The 24,037-nt window shown below is 68.5% G+C and carries 24 protein-coding genes; 11 read left to right on the forward strand and 13 right to left on the reverse strand.

Annotation, left to right across the window (positions count from 1 at the left end):
- Nucleotides 1-34: 34 nt before the first annotated feature.
- Together FWJ24_RS06970 and radA are read right to left on the reverse strand one after the other, a co-directional pair.
- Nucleotides 35-619 (reverse strand): CvpA family protein, encoded by a 585-nt coding sequence (locus FWJ24_RS06970; protein ID WP_150287088.1) that lies wholly within the window; start codon nucleotides 617-619, stop codon nucleotides 35-37.
- A 142-nt stretch (nucleotides 620-761) separates the two neighbouring features.
- Nucleotides 762-2,171, reverse strand: coding sequence for a DNA repair protein RadA (gene radA / locus FWJ24_RS06975; RefSeq protein ID WP_150287089.1), 1,410 nt, complete (start codon nucleotides 2,169-2,171; stop codon nucleotides 762-764).
- 141 nt (nucleotides 2,172-2,312) lie between these two features.
- Between radA and FWJ24_RS06980 the strand changes: the two genes are divergently transcribed.
- Nucleotides 2,313-2,537, forward strand: a complete 225-nt coding sequence (locus FWJ24_RS06980) for a hypothetical protein (RefSeq protein WP_150287090.1) — start codon at nucleotides 2,313-2,315, stop codon at nucleotides 2,535-2,537.
- A gap of 129 nt (nucleotides 2,538-2,666) precedes the next feature.
- The gene (locus tag FWJ24_RS14585; RefSeq protein WP_166443614.1) at nucleotides 2,667-2,837 is read left to right on the forward strand and encodes a hypothetical protein; all 171 of its coding nucleotides are present in this window, start codon (nucleotides 2,667-2,669) and stop codon (nucleotides 2,835-2,837) included.
- Nucleotides 2,838-2,840: 3 nt separating this feature from the next.
- Here FWJ24_RS14585 and alr read toward each other — a convergent pair whose 3' ends face one another.
- From alr to rpsF, 6 genes are all read right to left on the reverse strand, one after another.
- Nucleotides 2,841-3,953, reverse strand: a complete 1,113-nt coding sequence (alr, locus tag FWJ24_RS06985; protein WP_150287091.1) for an alanine racemase — start codon at nucleotides 3,951-3,953, stop codon at nucleotides 2,841-2,843.
- Between the two features lie 80 nt (nucleotides 3,954-4,033).
- On the reverse strand, nucleotides 4,034-5,515 hold the full coding sequence (locus tag FWJ24_RS06990; protein WP_150287092.1) for a replicative DNA helicase: 1,482 nt from the start codon (nucleotides 5,513-5,515) through the stop codon (nucleotides 4,034-4,036).
- 212 nt (nucleotides 5,516-5,727) lie between these two features.
- Nucleotides 5,728-6,294 (reverse strand): 50S ribosomal protein L9, encoded by a 567-nt coding sequence (gene rplI, locus FWJ24_RS06995; RefSeq protein WP_150287093.1) that lies wholly within the window; start codon nucleotides 6,292-6,294, stop codon nucleotides 5,728-5,730.
- Nucleotides 6,295-6,338: 44 nt separating this feature from the next.
- Nucleotides 6,339-7,262 (reverse strand): YybS family protein, encoded by a 924-nt coding sequence (locus FWJ24_RS07000; RefSeq protein WP_150287094.1) that lies wholly within the window; start codon nucleotides 7,260-7,262, stop codon nucleotides 6,339-6,341.
- A 190-nt stretch (nucleotides 7,263-7,452) separates the two neighbouring features.
- A complete protein-coding gene (gene rpsR, locus FWJ24_RS07005) occupies nucleotides 7,453-7,689 on the reverse strand; it encodes a 30S ribosomal protein S18 (RefSeq protein ID WP_150287095.1) in 237 nt (78 codons plus the stop codon).
- Nucleotides 7,689-8,141, reverse strand: a complete 453-nt coding sequence (gene rpsF / locus FWJ24_RS07010) for a 30S ribosomal protein S6 (protein WP_150287096.1) — start codon at nucleotides 8,139-8,141, stop codon at nucleotides 7,689-7,691. The genes rpsR and rpsF overlap by 1 nt, the downstream gene beginning before the upstream one ends.
- A gap of 211 nt (nucleotides 8,142-8,352) precedes the next feature.
- On the opposite strand from rpsF, the gene FWJ24_RS07015 reads away from it, so the two are divergent.
- The 7 genes from FWJ24_RS07015 to gmk all read left to right on the forward strand — a co-directional run bounded on the left by FWJ24_RS07015 (nucleotide 8,353) and on the right by gmk (nucleotide 14,720).
- Nucleotides 8,353-8,961: a uracil-DNA glycosylase family protein gene (locus tag FWJ24_RS07015; RefSeq protein ID WP_150287097.1), complete on the forward strand. Its 609-nt coding sequence runs from the start codon at nucleotides 8,353-8,355 to the stop codon at nucleotides 8,959-8,961.
- Nucleotides 8,962-9,060: 99 nt separating this feature from the next.
- Nucleotides 9,061-9,996, forward strand: a complete 936-nt coding sequence (gene fabD / locus FWJ24_RS07020) for an ACP S-malonyltransferase (RefSeq protein WP_150287098.1) — start codon at nucleotides 9,061-9,063, stop codon at nucleotides 9,994-9,996.
- A gap of 145 nt (nucleotides 9,997-10,141) precedes the next feature.
- Nucleotides 10,142-10,879, forward strand: a complete 738-nt coding sequence (fabG, locus tag FWJ24_RS07025; protein ID WP_150287099.1) for a 3-oxoacyl-[acyl-carrier-protein] reductase — start codon at nucleotides 10,142-10,144, stop codon at nucleotides 10,877-10,879.
- A gap of 159 nt (nucleotides 10,880-11,038) precedes the next feature.
- Nucleotides 11,039-11,275: an acyl carrier protein gene (locus FWJ24_RS07030; protein ID WP_150287100.1), complete on the forward strand. Its 237-nt coding sequence runs from the start codon at nucleotides 11,039-11,041 to the stop codon at nucleotides 11,273-11,275.
- 12 nt (nucleotides 11,276-11,287) lie between these two features.
- The gene (fabF, locus tag FWJ24_RS07035) at nucleotides 11,288-12,553 is read left to right on the forward strand and encodes a beta-ketoacyl-ACP synthase II (RefSeq protein WP_150287101.1); all 1,266 of its coding nucleotides are present in this window, start codon (nucleotides 11,288-11,290) and stop codon (nucleotides 12,551-12,553) included.
- 102 nt (nucleotides 12,554-12,655) lie between these two features.
- On the forward strand, nucleotides 12,656-14,005 hold the full coding sequence (gene mltG, locus FWJ24_RS07040; RefSeq protein WP_150287102.1) for an endolytic transglycosylase MltG: 1,350 nt from the start codon (nucleotides 12,656-12,658) through the stop codon (nucleotides 14,003-14,005).
- Between the two features lie 43 nt (nucleotides 14,006-14,048).
- On the forward strand, nucleotides 14,049-14,720 hold the full coding sequence (gmk, locus tag FWJ24_RS07045) for a guanylate kinase (protein ID WP_150287103.1): 672 nt from the start codon (nucleotides 14,049-14,051) through the stop codon (nucleotides 14,718-14,720).
- A 14-nt stretch (nucleotides 14,721-14,734) separates the two neighbouring features.
- On the opposite strand, the gene rsmA is transcribed toward gmk, so the two are convergent.
- Genes rsmA through lptF form a run of 5 tightly spaced genes read right to left on the reverse strand, consistent with a single transcriptional unit; the run spans nucleotide 14,735 to nucleotide 21,384 of the window.
- The gene (gene rsmA / locus FWJ24_RS07050; RefSeq protein ID WP_150287104.1) at nucleotides 14,735-15,574 is read right to left on the reverse strand and encodes a 16S rRNA (adenine(1518)-N(6)/adenine(1519)-N(6))-dimethyltransferase RsmA; all 840 of its coding nucleotides are present in this window, start codon (nucleotides 15,572-15,574) and stop codon (nucleotides 14,735-14,737) included.
- Nucleotides 15,571-16,557: a peptidylprolyl isomerase gene (locus FWJ24_RS07055; protein WP_150287105.1), complete on the reverse strand. Its 987-nt coding sequence runs from the start codon at nucleotides 16,555-16,557 to the stop codon at nucleotides 15,571-15,573. The genes rsmA and FWJ24_RS07055 overlap by 4 nt, the downstream gene beginning before the upstream one ends.
- Nucleotides 16,557-19,133, reverse strand: coding sequence for an LPS-assembly protein LptD (locus tag FWJ24_RS07060; protein WP_150287106.1), 2,577 nt, complete (start codon nucleotides 19,131-19,133; stop codon nucleotides 16,557-16,559). Before FWJ24_RS07060 ends, FWJ24_RS07055 begins: the two co-directional genes overlap by 1 nt.
- Nucleotides 19,133-20,215: an LPS export ABC transporter permease LptG gene (gene lptG, locus FWJ24_RS07065; RefSeq protein ID WP_150287316.1), complete on the reverse strand. Its 1,083-nt coding sequence runs from the start codon at nucleotides 20,213-20,215 to the stop codon at nucleotides 19,133-19,135. Before lptG ends, FWJ24_RS07060 begins: the two co-directional genes overlap by 1 nt.
- On the reverse strand, nucleotides 20,212-21,384 hold the full coding sequence (gene lptF / locus FWJ24_RS07070) for an LPS export ABC transporter permease LptF (protein ID WP_246155594.1): 1,173 nt from the start codon (nucleotides 21,382-21,384) through the stop codon (nucleotides 20,212-20,214). The genes lptG and lptF overlap by 4 nt, the downstream gene beginning before the upstream one ends.
- A 248-nt stretch (nucleotides 21,385-21,632) precedes the next feature.
- On the opposite strand from lptF, the gene FWJ24_RS07075 reads away from it, so the two are divergent.
- A complete protein-coding gene (locus tag FWJ24_RS07075) occupies nucleotides 21,633-23,138 on the forward strand; it encodes a leucyl aminopeptidase (RefSeq protein WP_150287107.1) in 1,506 nt (501 codons plus the stop codon).
- Nucleotides 23,139-23,201: 63 nt separating this feature from the next.
- On the forward strand, nucleotides 23,202-24,032 hold the full coding sequence (locus FWJ24_RS07080) for a glycosyltransferase family protein (RefSeq protein ID WP_166443615.1): 831 nt from the start codon (nucleotides 23,202-23,204) through the stop codon (nucleotides 24,030-24,032).
- Nucleotides 24,033-24,037 lie beyond the last annotated feature (5 nt).

The following is a 24,037-nucleotide window of genomic DNA, read 5'->3' on the forward strand; positions in this document are numbered from 1 at the left end:
CGCCCGAGGGGGCGCGGCCTTCAGGCGGCAGGCTTCATTGCACCGGCTTCGGCGGCACCGGAGCAGGATTGGCCGCGCCGCCGGACTTGAACTCTTCCGTCGCCCGCTTCCGCGGATCGGTGATCGATTGGTCGAGATTGTCGGGCAGCATGCCCTTCAGCTTCTCGAAGCTCGAGACCAGGATCGGCCGGAACCGCGCGTCCGCGACCCAGGCCGGCTGCTGCTTGTCGTTGACGAGCCAGGAGAAGAACCCGAACCCGATCACCGCGAGCAGGAAGCCGCGCGCCGCGCCGAAGATGAAGCCGAGAGTCCGGTCCAGCGCGCCGACACGGCTGTCGAGGATGAAATCCGAGAGTTTCGACGTCACGATATAGGCGACGAACAGCGTTGCGAGAAACACCGCGCCGAGCGCGATGCCGTTGACGAGCGCCGGCGGCGACTTGACGATATATTGCGTCACATAGGGCTCCGACTTGGGGAAGGCGAGATAGGCGACCACCGCCGCCACCGCCCAGGAGCCGATTGCCAGAACCTCGCGCGTGAAGCCGCGCACCATGGCAAGCAGGCCCGAGATCAGGACGATTCCGATAACGACGAGATCAAGAATGGTGACCGGCATGCCTTCCTCTTGCACTGGACCGGGCGGCGCGCGCCAGCGGCCAAAGCCCGCCGGCGCAGCGGCGCGGCAGGAATGGGCCGGGTATAATGGCTTCGCGCCCCGCCGTCACCCCGGGTTCTGACGCTTTTCCAGCCTGAACGGCTCAACGCTCGCGCCGGCGCGGCGCGGCGCCGGCGATCTCGGCGACGAGATCGGCGATCCGCTCGATCGGCTTCACGCCGAGTCCCGCCTGACGCGCCGCCTCCGCCGCGCCGGCTGGCAGGATCGTCGTCGTGAAGCCGAGTTTGGCCGCCTCCTTCAGCCGGCTCGCCGCCTGCGGCACCGGCCGCACGAGGCCGGAAAGGCTGATCTCGCCGAACAGCGCCGCCTGCGGTGGGATCGGGGTATCGGCGAGCGAGGAGACCAGCGCCGCCGCCACCGCAAGATCGGCCGCCGGTTCGAGGATGCGGAAGCCGCCGGCGACATTCATGTAGACATCATGCTGACCGAGCCGCACACCGCCGCGCGCCTCCAGCACCGCGAGCACCATGGCGAGCCGGTTCTGGTCCCAGCCCACCACGGCGCGGCGCGGCGTGCCGAGCGCCGTCGGCGTCACCAGCGCCTGGATCTCGACCAGCATCGGCCGCGTGCCCTCCATGCCGGCGAAGACCGCGGTGCCCGACACCTTCGCGTCGCGCGCGCCGAGGAAGAGCGCCGAAGGATTCGGCACCTCGACGAGCCCCTGGCCGCCCATCTCGAACACGCCGATCTCGTCGGTTGCGCCGAAGCGGTTCTTCACGGCGCGCAGGATGCGGAAATGATGCCCCGCATCGCCCTCGAAGCTCATCACCGCATCGACCATGTGCTCGACGACGCGAGGCCCGGCGATCTGCCCGTCCTTCGTCACATGGCCGACGAGGATGATCGCAGCGCCGGACGCCTTGGCGAAGCGGATCAGCCCCTGCGCCGCCGCCCGCACCTGGGTCACGGTGCCCGGCGCGGCCTCGACCGCCTCGGTCCACATCGTCTGGATCGAATCGATGATCACGAGCCGGGGCGGCGTTCCGCTCGCCAGGGTCGCGAGGATATCCTCGACATTGGTCTCTGCGGCGAGTTCGACCGGCGCGTCGGCGAGGCCGAGCCGCTGCGCGCGCAGCCGCACCTGCGCCGCCGATTCCTCGCCCGAGATATAGACGCAGCGCGCCCCGCCGCGCCCATCGCCGCGCGCGCAGGCGGCCGCGGCCTGGATGAGCAGCGTCGATTTGCCGATCCCCGGCTCGCCGCCGATCAGGATCACCGAGCCCTTCACGAATCCGCCGCCGGTGACACGGTCGAGCTCGGCGATGCCGGCGGCGAGGCGGGGCGCGTCCATCGCCGCGCCGGAAAGCCCCTCGAGCGCGAAGGCGCGGCCCTTCTTGAGCCGCGCGCCGCCGGAGGCCACCGGCGCGGCGGAGGCGGTTCCCGGCTCCTCGGCGATGGAATTCCATTCCCCGCACGCCTCGCAGCGGCCCTGCCAGCGCTGGTAGACCGCACCGCAGGCCTGGCAGATGAAGGAGGTGTTGCGCTTGGCCACGGCTTGCGGGTTTCGGCTGCATCCGCGCTCACGCGGACGTGATTCGGTTTTAGGAATTTGTTGAAATCGAGCTAACAAGCTTCGCCGGGCCTTGTCCATGCATGCCATCCCGCCGCGATGGGGAGGCCGGAGGTCCCGTCCATGCCAATCGAGATCGTCAACGGCTATCCCTGCGCCGATTGCGCCGATATCGCGAAGGCGAAGCGCGGCATCGACCCCGCCGAGAGCCTCGCCGAGAGCCGCGTGCGGGAGGAGGCGGCGCCGGACGCCGCCCTCACGGCGACGGAAAATGTCGCGGAGGCCGGAAGCCCCTACGATGTCCGGGTTCCGCTCGCATTCGCCCGCCAGATCGACCGGCTGGTCTGACGGCGGACCGGCGGGGAAGCGCGCATTTTAGCGGCTTTCTTGATCCCGCCTTGAGGCGCGGCCGGCATTGTGGCGGGCGCTTGGCGCATCGCCCGGATTGGCGCCGGGACAGGCTCAGGAGTTCGGAACATGTCCGTGGATCTTCCCGGCCTCAATGCCGGCATGAATGCCAGCATCGCGGCCTTCAAGGCCGCCGCCCAGATGATGCAGCAGACCGCGGCGCTCGTCGCCGGCGCCGCGACGACACCGGAAGCACGCTCGGCGCTGCCCTATTCGCGTCTGCTCGACAAGCTCGCCTGAAGCTCAATCCCGTATCACCCGGCGGTAGCGCCGGCCGAGATTGGTGAGGATCTCGTAACCGGTCGTGCGCGCGGAGCGGCCGACCGCATCGAGATCGAGACCGTCGCCGATCAGCGTCGCCATATCGCCGGGCCGGACCGCGCCCTCCGGCAGGGCGGTGATGTCGAGCGTGATCAGGTCCATCGAGACATTGCCGGCGAAGGGACATTCCCGCCCCGCGACGATCGCCCGGCCGCCGGGGTGATCGGGGCTGTTGCCGGCATTGCGCGGATAGCCGTCGGCATAGCCGCAGGAAATCGTCGCGATGCGGCTCGCGCGCGCGGCACGCCAATTGCCGTTATAGCCGACGCATTCGCCCGCCGGCACGGCGCGGATCTGGACGATCGGCGCCTCGAGCCGGATCACCGGCCGCATCGGGTTTGGGCGCCCCGGCACCGGGTTGCCGCCATAGAGCGCGTAGCCCGGCCGGGCGAGATCGAAGAAAGGCGCGCCCGGCAGGAACAGGCCGGAGGAATTGGCGAGCGAGACCGGGATCGCGGCATTCGCGCCGCCCCGGCTTCGCATCAGGGCGGCCAGATCCGAGATGCGCGTGATCTGCGCGGCATTCTCCGGCGCATCGGCGATCTCGGCGGATGCGAAATGCGTCATCAGAAGCCCGATCCCGCGTTCGGCGAGGTTGCCCGCCTCGATCAGCACCCGCGCCTCCTCCGGCCGTAATCCGAGCCGGTTCATGCCGGTATCGACATGCAGCGCCGCCGGCTCACACCCCGCGCCGAGCTGATGCCATGCCTCGATCTCGGCGGCGGAGCCCAGCACCGGCCTGAGCCTGTGGGAGCGGTAGGTGGAAATCCGCCCGGCGGCAAAACCGTTCAGCACATAGATCGCCGCATCCGGCGCATAAGCCCGCGCGATGAAGCCCTCGCCGACATGCGCGACGAAGAAGCTGCGGCACCCGGCCGCGGCCAGCGCCGGCACTGCATGCTCGAGGCCGAGGCCATAGGCATCGGCCTTGACGACCGCGGCGCATTCCGCGCCCCCGGCACGCACAGCCAGCAGGCGCCAGTTCGCGGCCAGCGCCGCGCGATCGATGGTCAGGAGGCCGGCATGATCATCCATGACGGGAGGCTACACCGGAAATCGGCATTCTTCCAGCGCACTTCCACTAATATTGAGCGGAATTGGCGAGGAATTCGCTGTTATTCGAGCCTTTCCGGCAGATAATCCTCTTTCGCAAGATCCGAGAACTTGGTGATGTTGGCCTCGAACTGGAGCTGCACGGTGCCGGTGGGGCCGTGGCGCTGCTTGCCGATGATCACCTCGGCCTTGCCATGGACCCGGTCCATCTCGGCCTGCCATTTGAGATGTTCCTCGGTGCCGGGCTTCGGCTCACGGTTCTGCAGGTAGTATTCCTCGCGATAGATGAAGAGCACCACGTCCGCATCCTGCTCGATCGAGCCGGATTCGCGAAGGTCGGAAAGTTGCGGGCGCTTGTCGTCGCGGCTTTCGACCTGACGCGAAAGCTGGGAGAGCGCCATGATCGGCACATCGAGCTCCTTGGCGAGCGCCTTCAGCCCGGTGGTGATCTCGGTCAGTTCCTGGACGCGGTTGTCGCCCTTCTTCGAGGCGCCGGACAGGAGCTGGAGATAATCGACGACGAGGAAATCGAGCCCGTGCTGGCGCTTGAGCCGGCGCGCCCGCGTCGCGAGCTGGGCGATGGAGAGGCCGCCGGTCTGGTCGATATGAAGCGGCAGGCTCTGCATCGCCGCGACCGCCTCGTGCAGCCGCCCGAATTCTTCCTGGGTGATATCACCGCGCCGGATCTTGAACGAGGGGATGCCGCTCTGCTCGGCGAGGATGCGGGTTGCGAGTTGCTCGGCGCTCATTTCGAGGTTGAAGATGCCGACGATGCCGCCATTGACGGTCTTGATCGTGCCGTCTTCCTGGCGTTCGCCGCGCCAGGCCTTGGCGATGTTGTAGGCGATATTGGTCGCGATCGAGGATTTGCCCATGCCCGGGCGGCCGGCGACGATGATCAGGTCCGAGCGCTGGAGGCCGCCCATCTTGTTGTCGAGATCGCGCAGGCCCGTCGCGGTGCCGGAGAGCCCGCCATCGCGCCTGTAGGCCTCGCCCGCCATGTGGATGGCCTGCTGGAGCGCGGACGAGAAATTCTGGAACCCGCCCTCGAAGCGTCCCGCCTCGGCGAGGCCGTAGAGGCGGCGCTCGGCATCCTCGATCTGCGCCCGCGGCGTCTCCTCTACCGGAGCATCGAAGGCGCGGTTGACCATCTCCTCGCCGATGGTGATGAGGTTGCGCCGGAGCGCAAGGTCGTGGATGGTGCGGCCGTATTCGGCCGCGTTGATGATCGTCGTCGCGCTGGTGGCCAGCCGGACGATATATTGCGGCACCGTGACGCCGCCGAGATCGAGATCGGGCAGATAGGTCTTGATCGTGATCGGGGTCGCAACCTTGCCCGCACGCAGGAGCTTGGTCATCACCTCGAAGATGCGCGCATGAAGCGCCTCGAAGAAATGCTCCGGCCGCAGGAAATCCGAAACGCGATCAAACGCCTCGTTGTTGACGAGGATCGCACCGAGCAGCGCCTGCTCCGCCTCGAGATTGTGCGGGGCGAGGCGCAGCGGTTCGGCCGGTTGCGGATCGAGACGGGCGAGATTGGCCATGGGCGGCTGCGCTTCCTCGGTTCTGGCGCGGGGCGGGCTGAAGGCGACCTTCTCCATCCCCCGCGGGAGGAGAACAAAAAAGCCCCCCGGAAGCCGAGGGGCTGATTTTTCCAGATTCGCCGGTTTGCGCACAAGATTCCCACAGCCAGGAATCGATACCATGCGCTTTGGGCTTGACGGAACCCGGGACCGGGGCCGCAGGCCCGCCGGGCTCAGAGTTCCGCCATCGGCCCCGCTTCGGCGAGCGCCGCGCCGATCTCGAGGCCGAGATCGTCGAGATTGTCCGCCTCGCGTTCGAGCACGTTCTCGCCGCGCGCCTGGCGCTCGGCTTCCTCGATCGAGCGGGCGACGTTGATCGTGACATTCACCGTGACTTCCGGATGCAGCACGACGCCGACCTGATGAAGGCCGAGCGTCTTGATCGGCGTGTTGAGCGCGATCTGGCCGCGGGCGACGGTAAAGCCGCCGGCCGTCAGGATTTCCGCGAGATCGCGTGCCGAGACCGAGCCGTAGAGCACGCCGGATTCGCCCGCCTGACGGATGAGCGCGAAGGCCTGGCCGTCGAGCTTGGCGGCGACGGCATCGGCGTCCTTGCGCCGTTCGAGGTTCTGCGCCTCGAGCTGCGCGCGCTGGGCGGCGAACTTCTCCTTGTTCGCGTCGGTAGCCCGCAGCGCCTTGCCGCGCGGCAGCAGGAAATTGCGGGCATAGCCGTCCTTGACGCGGACGACCTCGCCCATCTGGCCGAGCTTGGCCACGCGTTCCAAGAGGATCACTTCCATGGGTCTCTCCTTTTGAGTTCCGTGATCGGTTGCATGTGGTGTGTTCAGAGCCGGCCGCGCCGGAAATCGGCGAGATGGTCGATCATCCCGAGGAGGATCAGCAGCAGGGCGGGCAGGCCGAAGATGACGAGCGCGGCCCAGATAGCGGTGAGGAGGATGCCGCGCGCCGCCATCCCGAGGGTCCGGACATGGAGAACCGCAAGGCCCTGGAGCGTGAAGGCGGCAGCAAGGCCGACCACCACCAATTCGCCGAACAATCCCGGATAGCCCGGCGACAGCGCCAGAAAGAACGACAGCCCGAACAGGATCAGCGCGCCGCCCGGCAGCCGGAATCGCCGGAAATCCGGCCTGGGATAGGCGAGCCGCCCGGCACGCTCGGCGATCTGCATCGCGAGCGTCGCCGAGATCGCGAGCGTCAGCACGTTGACGAGCCCCGAGAGGGGCAGGATCAGCCCCGCCATCAATTCGACCAGCGCCTGGAGGTCGCCGCCCGGCGGCTCGGCGCCGATCCGGCGCGCCGCGAGTTCGAGCGCGCGCCGGAGCTGCGCCTGGAGCGCGGCGTAATCGGGCTGGAACAGGAAGGCGGCCACGGCCATCGCCAGCGCGACATACATGATTGTCAGCAGCGCGAGCCGGCCGAGATCGAGCCCGTCGCGCCCCGGCCGTCCCTCCGCCGGCAGGAAGACCTGCGCTGCCCGTGCCGTGATCCCGAAGGCGGGGATCGCGAGCATGCCGGAGACGACCAGGGCCGCCGGCATGCCCGCGGCGAGCTGGGCGATAAGCCCGGCCAGGATGCCGCCGAGCGCCGCGACCAGCGGATGCCAGCCGAAACCGGCGATCAGCAGCGGCGCCGGTGCGAGCACGGAGAGGAGCAGGATCGGCGCGGCGAGCGGCGTCAGCAGCCCCGAAAGGAGCGCCGTGGTGAAGCCCGCCAGCAGGGCGACAAGGATGGCCTGCGCCAGAGACATCGGTCGAGCTGTCCCGCGAACCAGCCCGGAGGCCGGCGGTTAGAAGCGGATCCCGGTCAGGCCGGCCGGTTCCGCTCCAGCAGACCGCGCGGGGCACCGGCCCGGCACGGCGACGAAGGATGGAGCCTGAGGCGAAGGTCCGGCACGCCGGTCCTTCGCAGAGTTCGGAAGCCTCTAGGGCTTCGGATGCTTACTTGATCACGTAAGGCAGCAGGCCGAGGAAGCGCGCGCGCTTGATCGCCTGGGCGAGTTCGCGCTGCTTCTTCGCCGAAACGGCCGTGATGCGCGACGGCACGATCTTGCCGCGCTCGGAAATGTAGCGCGACAGGAGCTTCACGTCCTTGTAGTCGATCCGCGGCGCGGCGGCGCCCGAGAACGGGCAGGTCTTGCGGCGGCGGAAGAACGGGCGGCGGGCGGGCTGCGACATCAGTTGAACTCCTCGCTCGCGCCCTCGGCGCCGTCACCCTCATCGCGGTCGCGCCGGCGGGGGCCGCGATCTCCCCGATCACCGCGATCACCGCGGTCCCCGCGCTCGCCCCGGTCGCGTTCGTCGCGGTCCCGGCGCTGGAGCATCGCGGAGGGGCCTTCTTCGAGCGCGTCGACCTTGACGGTCATGAAGCGCAGGATGTCCTCGTTGATCGCCATCTGGCGCTCCATCTCGACGATCGCCGCCGAGGGCGCCTCGAGGTTGAACAGCGCGTAATGGGCCTTGCGGTTCTTCTTGATCCGGTAGGCAAGGGACTTGACGCCCCAATATTCCACCTTGGTAACCGCGCCGCCATGCTGCTCGATGACGGCCTTGTAGGTCTCGGTCATCGCCTCGACCTGCTGGGCGGTCACGTCCTGGCGCGCCAGGAAGACGTGTTCATACAATGCCATGATAGCCTTCTTTCACATTTCACTTCCGCTCGGCGCGAAGCCCTTCGGACCTTGGAAGGCCCAACGAGAAATCACGAAGGCGTTGACACGGGAGAACGGGTCGGAAGACCCTGCCACGCGCGAAGACGGGCTCTCCGTTCAGCCACCGGCCCAGCGGAAGCGCGCCTGATACGGCTTTTGCAGGCGAAAGACAAGCATTATTCGGAGCAGGATGGACGCTCTTCTCGCCGAAATCCGGTCCTGCACGGCGTGTCAGGGCCTGCCGCTGGGGCCGCGCCCCATCCTGCAGGCCGGCGCGCGGGCGCGCATCCTCATCGCGGGGCAGGCACCGGGACGGATCACGCATGCGAAGGGCATTCCCTTCGATGATCCTTCCGGCAATCGCCTCCGGGATTGGCTCGGGGTTGCCCGCGCGACCTTCTACAATCCCGACTGCTTCGCCATCATTCCCATGGGGTTCTGCTTTCCCGGCACGGGCAGCGGCGGAGACCTGCCGCCCCGTCCGGAATGCGCGCCGCTCTGGCGCGCCCCGCTGATGGCGCTCTTGTCCAACATCGAGATGACCCTGCTGCTCGGCACCTATGCCAATGAATGGCATCTCGGGCCGGCGCGCGGTGAAAGGCTTGCCGATCGCGTCGCCCTCTGGCGTGAGACGTTTCCACGGCTTGTACCGTTGCCCCATCCGAGCCCGCGCAACATCGCCTGGTTCCGTCGCAATCCGTGGTTCGAGGCGGAATTGCTGCCGGCGCTGCGGGTCCGGATCGCGGAAATCCTGCACGCGCCGGCCGGATCCGGGGGCGATGGGCCGAAGCCGGCTTGACTTCGCACCCGCATGGCACGAAGAGCGCCGGACTTTTCGCCCCGGCGGTCCTGACCGGCCCGGCGGGCGGATCAAGGGCGGCAAGCGAAGGGACAAGCCATGAAGACCGCGTTCCTCTTTCCCGGGCAGGGCAGCCAGGCCATCGGCATGGGGCAGGCGCTCGCCGAAGCGTTCCCCGCCGCGCGCGCGGTGTTCGAGGAAGTGGACGCCGCGCTCGGCCAGAAACTCTCGAGGCTGATGTTCGAGGGCCCGGAGGCGGAACTGACCCTCACCGCCAATGCCCAGCCGGCGCTGATGGCGCATTCGCTGGCCGTGATCCGGGTTCTGGAGGTCGAGAAGGGGCTCGACCTTGCACGAGACGCCGCCTTTGTCGCCGGCCATTCGCTCGGCGAATATTCCGCGCTCTGCGCCGCCGGCGCGCTGAACCTGGCCGAGACGGCAAGGCTGCTGCGCATCCGCGGCGACGCGATGCAGGCGGCGGTGCCGGTGGGTGAGGGCGCGATGGCGGCGCTGCTCGGCGCGGAATGGGAACTCGCCTCCGAGATCGCGCGCGAGGCGGCGCAGGGCGCGGTCTGCGATGTCGCCAACGACAATGGCGGCGGCCAGGTGGTGCTCTCCGGCGACAAGGCCGCGATCGACCGCGCCTGCGCGATCGCGAGGGAAAGAGGCGTCAAGCGCGCGATCCCGCTGCCGGTTTCGGCGCCCTTCCATTCACGGCTGATGGCGCCGGCGGCGGAGCGGATGCGCGCGGCGCTCGCCGATGCCGAGATCCGGGCGCCGCAGGTGCCGGTCGTGGCCAATGTCACCGCCGGACCGGTGTCCGACCCCGAGGCGATCCGGAAGAATCTCGTCGATCAGGTCTGCGGCTCCGTGCGCTGGCGCGAGAGCATGCTCTGGCTCGGCGCCTCCGGCGTAACCCGCTTCATCGAATGCGGCACCGGCAAGGTGCTGACGGGCATCGCCAAACGGCTTGTGGCGGGTAGCGACGCGGTGAGCATCGGCACGCCGGAGGATGTCGCGGCCCATGGCGATTGATGCGGCTTTCCCAGCGCTCCGGCCGGCAGGCTGATGGAACTGACCGAACGATGCTGGCGGAACCGGCGCGAAACGGATAGGTCTCGCCTGGTCTGAACCAATCCGCGCCGCGAACACCCGGCCCGCTTTTCGACGGAGTTTCCCCATGTTTTCTCTCACCGGCAGGAAGGCCCTGGTCACCGGCGCCTCGGGCGGAATCGGCGCCGAGATCGCGCGGGCGCTGCACGCGCAGGGCGCCGTCGTCGCGCTCTCCGGCACGCGGGCAGCGGCGCTCGAGGCGCTGGCGGCCGCGCTCGGCGAGCGCGCGCATGTGGCGCCCGCGAACCTTGCCGACCGCGCCTCGGTCGAGGCGCTGGTTCCGGCCGCGGAGGCGGCGATGGGCGGGCTCGACATCCTCGTCAACAATGCCGGCATCACCCGCGACAACCTCTTCATGCGCATGAAGGACGAGGAATGGGATAGCGTGCTCGCGGTGAACCTCACCTCCTCCTTCATCCTCGCGCGGAGCGCGGTGAAGGGCATGATGAAGCGCCGATTCGGCCGGATCATCGGCATCACATCGGTGGTCGGCGTCACCGGCAATCCGGGCCAGGCGAATTACTGCGCCGCCAAGGCCGGCATGATCGGCATGACCAAGAGCCTCGCCGCCGAGGTCGCGAGCCGCAACATCACGGTGAACTGCGTTGCGCCCGGCTTCATCGAGAGCGCGATGACCGATGCGCTCAACGACAAGCAGCGCGAGGCGATCATGGCCAACATCCCGGCCGGCCGCATGGGCAAGGGCGAGGAGATCGCCGCTGCCGTCGCCTTTCTAGCCTCCGATGCGGCCGGCTATGTCAACGGCCAGACGCTGCATGTGAACGGCGCGATGGCGCGGATCTGAGCGGGAAGACAGGCGTGCGCAGCCGCTTTTTCCGCAGCGGATGCGGCGCTGCACGTTGACATTCCGGCGCGCCTTTGGAAGGGAAGGCGCCGGGTTCAGCCCGCCGGGTCTGCCGGACGGGCCTTCCGCGATGATGAGTGTTGAAAAGGAAAGTCCGCCATGAGCGATGTCGCCGAGCGCGTGAAGAAGATCGTCGTTGAGCATCTCAGCGTCGATCCGGAGAAGGTCGTCGAAGGCGCGAATTTCATCGATGATCTCGGCGCGGACAGCCTCGACACCGTCGAGCTGGTGATGGCGTTCGAGGAGGAATTCGGGGTCGAGATCCCCGACGATGCCGCCGAGACCATCGTCACGGTCGGCGATGCCGTGAAATTCCTCGAAAAGAACGCGGCCTGACCGGACAGGCGCATGCTCCGCCGCGTTGTCGTTACCGGTCTCGGCATGGTGTCGCCGCTTGGATGCGGCGTCGAGCCGAGCTGGCGCAGAGTCGTGGCCGGTGAATCCGGCGCGCGGCGGATCGAAACCTTCGAGGTCGCGGATATCGCGGCCCGCATCGCCTGCCAGATCCCGCGCGGAACCGGGCCGGGCGAATACAATCCCGACGATTGGATGGACCCGAAGGACCAGCGCAAGGTCGACGAGTTCATCGTCTTCGCGATGGCCGCCGCCAGGCAGGCGCTGGACGATGCCGGCTGGCATCCCGCGAGCCATGACGAGCAGATCCGCACCGGCGTCATGGTCGGCTCCGGCATCGGCGGCATCGGCGGCATTTCCGAGACCGCGATCACGCTGCACGAGAAGGGGCCGCGCCGCGTCTCGCCCTTCTTCATTCCCGGCCGCCTCATCAACCTTGCCTCGGGCTATATCTCGATCGCGCACGGGCTCAAGGGGCCGAACCATTCGGTCGTGACCGCGTGCTCGACCGGCGCGCATGCGATCGGCGACGCGGCGCGGCTCGTCGCGCTCGGCGATGCGGATGTCATGGTTGCGGGCGGCACCGAATCGCCGATCTCGCGCATCGCCATGGCCGGCTTCGCCGCCTGCCGGGCGCTCTCGACCGGGTTCAACGACGATCCCACCCGCGCCTCGCGGCCCTATGACAGGGACCGCGACGGTTTCGTGATGGGCGAGGGCGCCGGCGTGGTGGTGGTCGAGGCGCTCGAGCATGCCCTGGCGCGCGGCGCGCGGATCCATGCCGAGATCGTCGGCTACGGCCTTTCCGGCGACGCCTATCACATCACCTCGCCCTCCGAGGATGGCGACGGCGCCTATCGCTGCATGGCCGCGGCGCTGAAACGCGCCGGCCTCGCGCCCGGCGATCTCGATTACATCAATGCGCATGGCACCTCGACGCCACTCGGCGACGAGATCGAACTCGGCGCCGTGACGCGGCTGCTCGGCAACCATGCCGGTAGCGTGGCGATGTCCTCCACCAAATCCTGCACAGGGCATCTGCTCGGCGCGGCAGGAGCGATCGAGGCAATCTTCTCGATCCTCGCGATCCGCGATCAGGTGGCGCCGCCGACGATCAATCTCGAGAATCCGTCCGTCGAGACCGCGATCGACCTCGTGCCCAACACGGCGCGCCGGCGCAGGATCGATGTCGCGCTGTCGAACTCCTTCGGGTTCGGCGGCACGAATGCCTCGCTGGTCATGCGCCGCTTCGACGCATAACCCCTTTTCGCCATATTCCTCCCGGATAGGGGGATCGCGGACACATTCGGAACGCGGCGCCGGGGGTGCCGGTCGGACATTGCATGAGAAGGCGGGATCTGGATGGCGCGCAAGCCTGACGACAATCCGGGGGAGGGGGAGACCGCCCGGCGCGGCTGGTTCGGCAGCCGCCGCCGGCCGGCTGTCGGCGAGGCGGTCAACGCCGCCATCGCACCGCCCCCGCCGCCGCGGCGACGCAGGCAGGGCCTCGTCGGCCTGTTCTCCGGCCTGATGACCGTGGCGCTGATCGCGGCTTTGGCACTCGGCGGTGTGCTCGTCGTGGCGCGGAAGGAATTCGTCGCGCCCGGCCCGCTCGTCGCCGATAAGTCGGTCGTGATCGAGCGCGGCTCGTCCAGCGAGGAAATCGTCGACCTGCTCGAGCGCGAGGGCGTGATCGCCCGGCCGACGCTGTTCTGGATCGCGCTGCTCTGGCGCGACGTCCAGTCGAAATTCGCGACCGACGACAAGAGCCTGCGCGCCAAGGCCGGCGAATATCTCTTCAAGCGCCAGGTCTCGATGAACGAAGTGATCGACATCCTCTCCTCCGGCCGCTCGGTCGAGCACACGATCACGATCCCTGAAGGACTGACGAGCGAGCAGATCGTGGAGCGGCTGAAGGAGAACGATCTCCTGACAGGCGAGATCGCGCAGATTCCGGCCGAGGGCACGCTGCTGCCGGAGACCTACAAGATCAACCGCGGCACCACGCGCGAGGCGCTGCTGGCCCGCATGCAGCGCGAGCACCGCCGGGTGGCGGACGAAGCCTGGAAGCGCCGCGCCAAGGATCTGCCGCTGCGCAACCCGCGCGAACTGATCACCCTAGCCTCGATCGTCGAGAAGGAGACCGGCCGCGCCGACGAGCGCAGCCGCGTCGCGGGCGTGTTCTACAACCGCCTCGGCAAGAACATGAAGCTGCAATCCGACCCCACGATCATCTACGGCCTTGTCGGCGGCAAGGCGACGCTCGGCCGTGGCATCAACCGCGACGAGATCCTGCGCCCGACCCCCTACAACACCTATGTGATCACCGGGCTGCCGCCGGGGCCGATCGCCAATCCCGGCCGCGCCGCGATCGAGGCGACCGCCAATCCCTCGCGCACCAAGGATCTCTATTTCGTCGCCGACGGCACCGGCGGCCATGCCTTCGCCGAGACGCTCGAACAGCACAACCGCAATGTCGCGCGCTGGCGCCAGATCGAGGCCAGCCGCCCGCCGGCGGAGGGTGCGCCCGCATCCCCCGCCCCGCCGGCCGGGGACCGGTCTCAGATCAACGAGGGGGCCGCGCCCGTCACCGGATTCGCCCCGGCCGCGACCGGCACGACCCGGCCGCTCGCGGCGCCGGGCCGGGCCGAGCCGGCGCGCCGCGCCCAGAGCCCCGCACAGCCCTTGCCGGGAAGGGCCGATCCGCAATAAGCGTCTCGTCCGGGAATCCGGAGGACCGCGATTGGACAAGACCATGCCAGCAACGAGCCCGGCCGCCATGCGCCGTGGCGTGATGTTCGTTCTCTCCTCGCCCTCGGGAGCGGGAAAATCGGCGCTCTCGCGCCTCCTCCTCCAGGATGACCCGGCGATCCGGCTGTCGATCTCGGTGACGACACGCCCGCGCCGGCCGAGCGAGGTCGAAGGCGTGCATTACCATTTCCTCGACGTCGCGGCCTTCGAGGCCATGCGCAAGCGCGGCGACCTGCTCGAATGGGCCGAGGTCCACGGCAATTTTTACGGCACGCCGCGCGCGCCGGTCGAGGCTGCGCTCGCCGAGGGGCGCGACATCCTCTTCGATATCGACGTCCAGGGCACCTTGCAACTCTACAAGAAGATGCGCGCGGATGTCGTGTCGGTCTTCATCCTGCCGCCCTCGATCGCCGAGCTCGAACGCCGGCTCCAGCGCCGCGCCGAGGATCCGGAACCGGTGATCCGCCGGCGGCTCCGGACCGCCGAGGGCGAAATCGCGCATTGGGCGGACTATGATTATGTGCTGGTCAACGCCGATCTTCAGACCTGCCTTGCGGAGCTGAAGCAGATCCTGGCGGTGGAGCGCGCGCGCCGGCACCGTCAGCCGGGCCTCCCCGAAGCGATCGAGACCCTGCTTGCCGATCTCCGCGCCGTACTCGCGCGGCCGGAGGCGTGAAACCGGCAAACGGCTCAGCCCTGAAGCGCCAGCGCGTTGGCGAGCGCCAGGAACGCCGCGATGGGCAGCGTCTCCGGCCGCTCCGACCCGTCGAGCCCGGCCGCCGCCAGGAGGGCCGGCACCGGACCGAGCGATTTCAGGCTCTGGCGCAGCATCTTCCGCCGCTGGGCGAAGGCGGCCATCGTCACCCGTTCGAGCGCCGTGAGCAGGCAGGGCGCCGGCGCCGCACGTGGCACGAGCGAGACCACGCTCGAGCTGACCTTGGGCGGCGGGGTGAAGGCCGCCGGCGGCAGATCGAGCACCACCCGGGTCTCGCAGCGCCAATTGGCGAGAATGGCGAGCCGGCCGTATTCCTCCGGGCTCGCCGGCGTCGCGATGATCCGCCGCGCCACCTCGCGCTGGAACATCAGCGTCATCGAATCGTAGAAGGGCGGCCAGGGTTCGGCGCGCAGCCAGCCGATCAGCAATTGCGTCCCGATATTGTAGGGCAGGTTGGCGACGATCCGCGCCCGCCGGCCCGCGAGCAGCGGCCGCGGGTCCCAGGCGAGCGCATCGGCCTCGACCAGGGTGAGCCGGCCGGGATAGGCGGCCGCCACCGCCTCCAGCGCGCCGATGCAGCGCGGATCGCGCTCGACCGCGATGACATGCGCCGCGCCGGCGGCGAGCAGGGCCCGCGTCAGCCCGCCCGGACCGGGGCCGATCTCGACCACCACATGCTCCGCGAGCGGCCCGGCGAGCCGGGCGATCTTCGCCGTCAGGTTGAGATCGAGCAGGAAATTCTGGCCGAGCGACTTGCGCGCCTCGAGCCCATGCGCCCGGATGACCTCGCGCAGCGGCGGCAGAGCGTCGATCATCGCGGGTAGCGGATCTCGACCTTTTTCCGCAACTCCTCGAGATAGGCCTTGGTATTGCTGGAAATCCGTTTTTCGGCCAGTTCCGCCGCGATATTCGCCCGCTGTGTGGCGCTGTTGTCGCGCTCGCGCTTGCCGCAGACCGCGACGATCTCGATCCCCTGATCGCTGCGCTGCGGCGGCGTCATGCGCCCGACGGGGGTCTTGTTCAGCAGGTCCAGCAGCGGCTTCGGCAGTTCGGCGCTGGTCCGCCGCATGGCCGGGCGCAACGCAACGTCCTTCGCCGTGCGCAATTCGTCGAGCCCGGTCTCGCAGGAGGTGAAGCGCGCGCGCGCGGCGGCGGCAGCGCGCTCGGCCGCGGCCGGCGATCCGCCCCGCGGCACCACGAACACCACCGGCTGAAGGTCGAATTCGGTGACGACGCCGGCATTGCGCTGGCGCTCGGCGAGTTCGCGCTCGACTTCCTCGTTCGAGACCTGGGTGCCGCGCCGGATCCGGTCGCGCAGCAGGATCGACCAGGCGAGATCGGCGCGGATCTTGTCGCGCAGGGCATTGGCGGAAAGCCCGCTCCGCTTCAGCACATCCTCGAATTCGCGTTCCGAAAGCCGGTTTCCGCGCGCGATCTTGGTGAATTCCTGCTCGACGCCCTCCTCGGTGACGCGATAGCCGATCCGCCGCGCCTCGATCAGCTTCACCTGATCATCCACGAGTTCGGTCAGCGCCGATTTGCGGTCGAGCCGGCGCCGGTCGACGATCTGGGCGATGCGGATGCGCTGCTCGACATCGAAGCTCGTCACGGGCCGGCTGTTGACGAGCGCCAGCACCGCCTGCGCGGCGGCCGGCCGGCCGGCGAGGCCCGCCAGCAGCAGCGCGAGGACCGCCAGTATCGCGGCGTGGCGGACAAGCGGAAGGGGCGAGGGCGGCAACGGGATGAGCGGAAGCGGCACGGACCGGGCCGGCGCGCCGCGGGCGGCCTTGGCATGCATCAATTGTTCGTCCTCTGCGAGATCGAGGTCCCGCCGACATCACGCAGCACGAGCCGCATCAGCACGGTCGTGACATGCGGGTCCTGGCCGTTCGAGTAATTGTAGGAGCGGCTGGCCTGGATCGCGAAATCCGTGCATTCGTCGCGGTAGCCGAGGCCGACCGAGGCGCCGCTCACGCTCCAGCGCGAAGTATCGGCGGCCGGGTTGACGATCCGCTGCGTGAGGTAGCGGTCGAGATCGAACAGCACCGATCCGGTGGCGTAGAAACTTTTCGGCAGGAGGATCCGGCTCGAGAGCGCGATGCCTTCGCGCCGCTGGGTGTAGCCGAGTTCGGGCTGCGGCGCGATGCGGGAATAGGTCGCCGAAAGGGTGGCGCGCCCGTAGAGCGTCGTCCGCCCCTCGACATCGAGCCGCTTCAGGCCGAAATTCTGTTCGTCGAACCGCGCCCGCGTCGTGAAGGCCGAGGTCGCGTTCGGCTGGAAGGTCGCCGCGCCGACGAAATCCGACTGCCCCGATTCGAGGCCGCTGTCGCGCCCCGTATTGACGAGATCGTATTGCGCGAAGGAATTGCGGCCCGCAAGATGCAGCGACTGGCCGACGAGAACGCTCGCATACATGCCGTTGCTGCCGTTGAACGAATAGCGCGCGCCGTAATTCAGGCGGGTGCCGCCCTCGACGCGGTCGTATCCCGAGAACTTGTTCCAGGAGAACAGCGAATTCTCGTCGAAGACGAGGCTCTGCGCATCCTCGTTCGGCAGGTTGCCGATGCGCTGTTCGTTCGGCCGGACGATGAGCTGCGCGATCGGCTCGAAATAATGCGTGCCGAAATCCGACAGCGCGAAGAACGGATAGCGATATTCCAGCCCGATGGTCGGCATCGCGCGGGCCAGGAAATTGTCGGCATTGCCGCCGAAGAAATTGCCCTGCTGGTGATTGCCGTAGCCGAGCCCGCCAAAGGTGTCGTTCGGCCCGTTATAGCCGTTCTGGTTGACCTGGAGCGTCGCGACATCGGCGCGGAACCCGACGAAGGGGGTCCATTCCTGCCCCATCGGATCGATGAAGCGGCGGCGCCAGGTGAGATCGGTGGAGGCGCGCGCATATTGGCCGGCGAAGCCGCGCAGCAGGCAACTTCCCGGCCGGTAGGCGCCGGTCACCTGCTTGGTCTGGGTGTCGGTATAGCGGCAGGCGAAGTAATAGCCCTCGCTGGCGCTGTAGAGCAGCTGTTGCGGGGTGAAGTTCGGCTGCCCCGCCTGCTGGATCGGTTGGAACAGCGCCGCGTCGCGGCTGATGACGGCGGCATTCGCGGTGAGGCGCAGCTCGCCACCGATCGTTCCCGGGGTAAAGCGCCGGTCGAAATCGAAGGCGGGCGTCGTCGCCCCGATCTGCGGCTGCCAATCGGAAGTCGAGAGCCCGAGGAAATGATAGGCCGAGAGGTCGAACCAGCTCCGCTCGCCGCGCCCGCGCAGATAGACCGAGGACACGACCTCACGGAAGAAGGTCTCGCTGATATTGCCCGGCTTGATCTTGTAATCGGTGAAATAGAACTTGTCGGTGGCGAGCGAGGCATCCCAGCCGAAGGTCCATTTCTCGTTGAGCAGGAACCGCCCCTTGGTCGAGACCGAGCCGCGGAAGGTGCGGTCGCCGGCGCCGACATAGGCGGGTCGCTCGAAGGCGAGCCGGTCCTGCTGCCAGATGCCGTTGACGCGGATATTGTAGGAGCCGTGCGCCAGCCGGTGCCGCCAGAGCACGTCCCCGTGCAAACCCTGCCGCGACATGTAGGTCGGCGTGAAGGTGATGTCGTAATTCTGCGCGATCGCCCAATAGAGCGGCACGGAGGCGCCGTAGCCGAGATTCGTGCGCGACACGAAGCGCGGCGCGAGCACGCCCGATTTCCGCGCCACTGTCGGGTCCGGCGCCGAGAAGAACGGGAACCACGCAACCGGCACGCCCCAGAATTCGAGCGTCGCGTTCTCGTAATAGACGCGCTGCTCGGAATTGTTGTGAATGATCCGCGCCGAACGGATCTGCCAGAGCGGCGGCCGTTCCGGGTTGTCCTTGCAGGGCGCGCAGGAGGTGAAGGTACCGCGCTGGAACACGGTCGTCTCGCCGCCGGTCCGCTCGGCACGGCTCGCGGAGAAGCGGTTGTCGGTCGGCGTCTCGACGCGCAGCGAATCGACGAAGCCGTCGCGGAAATCCTCGGTCAGGTCGAAGCGGTCGCCATAGGTCTTGGTACCGTCGGTCTCGGTGAGGCGGGCATTGCCCTCGGCGTAGACGCGCTTGGACTTGCGGTCATAGGTGACGCGATCCGCCTCGAGGATCCGCCCCTGATAATAGATCTGCACGTCGCCGACGGCCGCGACCCGATCGTTGTTGCGGTCATAGACCACCTCACGGGCATCGACGAGCATCCGCGATTGCTTGTCCGCCTGCTGGCGGGCGGCGAGGCGGTCGTTGAAGGTCTGCGCGGCGGCCGGAGCCGGCAGGGCAGCGCCGAGCACGGCGGTGGCGACGCCGGCCAGCAGGCCTTTGCGGATCGTTAACCAGAATCGCGGATCGTGGGGAAGAAGCGGAATCATCAGCCGTCTTCCCGGTGCAGCAGGGTCAGCACGCTGAGCGCGGAGGCGACAGACGGGGCCACCCAGGCCGCGAAGGTCGTCGAAACGACCCCCGCATTCCCGAGGTCTCCCGCGATCGATGTCGCGATATAGAGGCCGAACCCTGCGCTCACGCCACCCAACACCATCTGTGCCAGACCACCAGACCGTAAAAACTTTAACGAAAAACAAGCGGCAAGCAAAACCATGGCGGCCAGCAAAGCCGGCCGTGCCAACAACGTCTGATACAACAGGCGATAGCGTGTCGCATCGAGCCCGGCAAGCTCCAGCCGCTCGACGATCGCGGGGAGCGACCAGAATGACACAGCCGCGGCCGGGCCGAGCGCCGAGCGGATCTCGTCCGCTGTCAGGTTCGAGGCGACGAGATAGGTCTCGAACTGCCCCGGTTCGACATCGACCGAAATCACCCGCGCCTGGCGGAAGCGCCAATATCCGCGCCGGAGATCGGCGGATTGGGCCTCGATCCGTTCCACGAGCCGGTTGGCATCGTCCATGACGAAGGCCGTCACGCCGCGCAGGCGGTTGGTCTCGGGGTCATAGGCGCTCGCGCGCAGGATCGCCTCGCCGTCGACGGAACGCTGGCGCAGCCAGATCTCGCCGCCGAGCGTGACGCCGCCGCGCCGGAAGATCTGGGCCTCGAGCGCGCCGGCACGGTCCTTCAGCAGCGTCGCGACCGGGTTGTAGGCCATCATCACCGCGAACCCGGTCAGGATCGCCACCGCGAGCGCCGGCAGCGTGAATTGCCAGGCCGAAAGCCCGGCAGCGCGCGCGATCACCAGTTCGAGCCGGCGCGACAGGCCGATAAAGGCCACCATCGAGCCGAAGAGGATGCTGAAGGGAATCACCTGCTCGGCGATCGCCGGCGCGCGGAAGAAGGCGAGCTTGGCCATCGTGCCGGTGCCGGCGCCGACGGCATCGCCCGCGCGCCGCATCAATTCGACGAAATCGAGCATGTAGATCAGCGCGAACACCGTCGCGAACACGATGCTGAACGCCACGATGAAGCGCCGCGCGAAATAGAGGCCGAGCGTCGCGCCGATCATCGCGCGCCTCCCGCCGCCGGGCGCAGCCGGGCGAGGAGCCCCGTCCAGTCGAAGGCCGCGAACCGCCGCCGACGCAGCGGCCAGAAGGCGCGATAGGCGAGAATCAGGCCGCCGAGGGTCACCCCGAGCGGCACGAGATACATCAGCGCCACCCCGGCCTGGCTGCGCACGGCGAGGCTCGCGGCGCCGAATCCGGCGATCCGCATCAGCACCAGCGCCGCCACCGCCCCGGCGATCGCCGCGTCGCGCCCCTGGCGGGTGGTGCGCGCGGAACCGAGCGCGGCGAAGGCGATCGCCAGGGTCGCGAACGGATAGAGCGGGTTGGTGAAGCGGTCATGCAGCTCGGCGCGGAACCGGCCATAGATCGCGGCGACATAGGGGTCGTTGCGGTCGAGCCGGAACAGCAATTCGCCGGTCGTGCGCTCGCGCGGCTTGAGCGAGACCGGGCCGCCCGCCGCCTGCTCGAACTGGTCGAGATCGAAGACATAGCGCTCGAAGGCGATCACCGCGCTCTCGCGCTGCTCGCGATCCTGCCGCTGCATCGAGCCGCGCTCGAGCACGAGATAGAGCGATTGCTCGACCTCCGCGATCTGGCCGCGCGCGGCGAGATAGGTCGAGGCGAGGCGGGGATCGCGGGAATCGTGGATCATCACCCCGCCCATCGCCCCGCCGGGCAGCCGCTCCCGGAAATGGAAGATGATTCCCTGGTCGAGGCTGACGAACTTGCCCTCCTGGACGATGCGCGAGACGACATCGGCGCGGATCTTGGTCACGAGATTGCGCAGGGCGCGGAAACTCTCCGGCATGGCGTAGAGCGTCATCGCAGCGACGACGAGGCTCGTGATCAGCGTCAGGATGGCGAAGGGGCGGAAGATGCGGATCGGCGAGATCCCGGCCGCATTCATCACGATCAGCTCGCTGTCGCCGTTGAGGCGGTTGAGCGTGTAGAGGATGGCGATGAACAGCGCGAGCGGCGCCACGATCATCACCAGCGCCGGCAGGCCGAACAGCGTCACCTGGAAGAAGATCAGGATCGTCTGGCCCTTGCTCGTCAGCAGGTTGAGCTCGCGCAGCGCCTGCGTGAGCCAGATCACCGCCGTCAGCGCGCCGAGGCAGGCGAGAAACGCGCTTGTCGCGATGCGAAAGATGTAGCGCTCGACGAGCGGCATTCCTGTCCCCGGACGGCGGATTGCGGGGTCGCCGCCATTCCCGCCGCGATCTCTGCCCCGAAATCCGGGCAACGGCAAGGCAGCGGCGAAAAAGGCGCGGCAAGGCCGGTGACGGCCGGCCACGGCCGGCCTTGCGGGGAATGATCTTGCGGGACATGGTGCGCCGTTCCACCTTATCCTGGTATTGCCCTGATTCCCGGTCGGAATCCCGCCGCGCGCCGGCCGAAAAGCGCCCGAGAGGTTCGAGAATGCCCGCTCCCCTGAAGATCACCTTCGCCGGCCCGGACGAGGCTCTGGCTCCCGTCGTCGTGGTCTTCCTCGGCAAGGACGGCGCGCTCGGCGCGGAGAGCGCCGCGCGGCTCGGCCGCGGCGTCGCGGCGCGGATCAAGGCGGCGGCGGCGGCGGAATCCTTCGCCGGCAAGGCCGGGCAGATGCTCGCGCTGCCGGCGGAGCCGGGGCTCGGCGAGCGCCCGGCGCATCTGCTGCTCGTCGGCACCGCCGAGGGCGAGGCCGCGAAGCCGCGCGATTTCGTGCGGATCGGCGGCCAGATCCATGCCAGGCTGCCGAAGGGGCGGGTGGTCTCGCTGCTTGCCAACCTGCCGGAACGGCCGCTCAACGGTGGCGAGGCGGCCGATCTCGCGCTCGGCCTACGCCTCGCCGCCTACCGCTTCGACCGCTACCAGACGAAGAAGAAGGAGGAGGATTCCGAAGACGGGCCGGCCTCCATCCAGATCCTGAGCAGCGTCGCCGCCGCCGCGCGCAAGGAATCGAAGACGCGCGAAGCGGCGTTCTCCGGCGTCGAACTCGCCCGCGACCTCGTCAACGAACCGCCGAACGTGCTGACCCCGGTGGAATTCGCCCGCCGCGCCGCCGCGCTCGAGAAGCTCGGCGTCGAGATCGACGTGCTCGACGAGAAGGCGCTGAAGAAGCTCGGCATGCGCGCGCTGCTCGGCGTGGGGCAGGGCTCCGAGCAGGAGAGCCGCGTCGTCATCCTGAAATGGCTCGGGGCCCGCGACGAGAAGGCGCCACCGGCCGCCTTCATCGGCAAGGGCGTGGTGTTCGATACCGGCGGCATCTCGATCAAGCCCGCCCAGGGCATGGAAGACATGAAGGGCGACATGGCCGGCGCGGCCGCGGTCGTCGGGCTGATGCAGACGCTCGCCCTGCGCAAGGCGAAGGCGAATGTCATCGGCGTGATCGGCCTTGTCGAGAATATGCCCGACGGCAACGCCCAGCGCCCCGGCGATATCGTCACCTCGATGTCCGGCCAGACGATCGAGATCATCAACACCGATGCCGAGGGGCGGCTCGTGCTCGCCGATCTGCTCTGGCACGTGAAGCACAGGTTCAACCCGAAATTCATGGTCGATCTCGCGACCTTGACCGGCGCGATCATCGTCGCGCTCGGGCAGGAGCATGCCGGCCTGTTCTCGAACGACGACGACCTCGCCGCACGCCTCCTCAAGGCCGGGCAGGAGACCGGCGAAAAGCTCTGGCGCATGCCGCTCGGCCCGGAATACGACAAGCAGATCGATTCGAAATTCGCCGATGTGAAGAATTCCGGCGGCCGCAACGGCGGCGCGATCACTGCCGCGCAATTCCTCCAGCGCTTCGTCGACGGCTGCCCCTGGGCGCATCTCGACATCGCCGGCACGGCGATGGGCTCGCCCCAGACCGAGATCAATCGCGGCTGGGCCTCCGGCTTCGGCGTGCGGCTGCTCGACCGGCTCGTCGCCCTGCATTGCGAGGGCTAGGCGGCATGGCCCGCTAACGCGAAACGAAGGTTTTCCTGCTAGGCACCCGGCATGGAAGGCCGCATGCGCATCGTCATCCTTGCCGATCACGCTTTCGCCGAAGGCGGCGCGCCGCAGGTGGCGATCGCTTCGGCCGTGGCGCTGGCGCGGCGTGGGCACGCGATCACCTATCTCCACGCGGTAGGGCAAAGCGGGGATGCCCGGTTCGAGGGCGTTGCGAACCTGACGCGCATCGGCCTCGGCGGGCGGGATGTCTGGGACAAGCCCTTTGCCAGCGCGGCGCGCGACGGCATCTGGAACCGCGCTGCGGCCCGCGATCTCGCCGCCGTGCTGGCTCCTCTCCGCGGGCCGGATACGCTCATCCATGTCCATCAATGGACAAGGGGCTTCTCGCCCGCAGCCTTTGCGGCGATCCGGGCCGCCGGCCTGCCGCTGGCGATCTCGCTGCATGATTATTTCATCGCCTGTCCCACGGGCCTGAAGTTCCGCTTCGACCGGCGTGAGCCCTGCACGTTGAGGCCGATGTCGCTGCCCTGCCTTCTCGCGCCCTGCGATCCGCGGAGCAGGGCGCACAAGGCTGTCCGGATCGCGCGGAGCTTCGCCGCGGCGCGGGCGCTGGCCGGGCAGGATGTCACCGCGATCCACGTTTCCGAGGCCGGACGCCGGACGATCGGCGCCGACCTGCCCGGCGCATGGCGGCAGGAGGTGATCGAGAACCCGATCGAGACCGCGCCCGCCCCGGCGCCGCGCGCACATCCCGGCAACAGGATCGTCTATTGCGGCCGGTTGACGGAAGAGAAGGGCGTGCTGCTCGTCGCCCGCGCGGCGCGGATGGCGGGAGTGCCGGCGCTCTTCATCGGCGAGGGCCCGATGCGCGCGGCGATCCTGGCCTAAAACCC

Origin of the sequence: Rhabdaerophilum calidifontis (genome assembly GCF_008641065.1) — a bacterium.
In the GTDB taxonomy this organism is placed as follows: domain Bacteria; phylum Pseudomonadota; class Alphaproteobacteria; order Rhizobiales; family Beijerinckiaceae; genus Rhabdaerophilum; species Rhabdaerophilum calidifontis.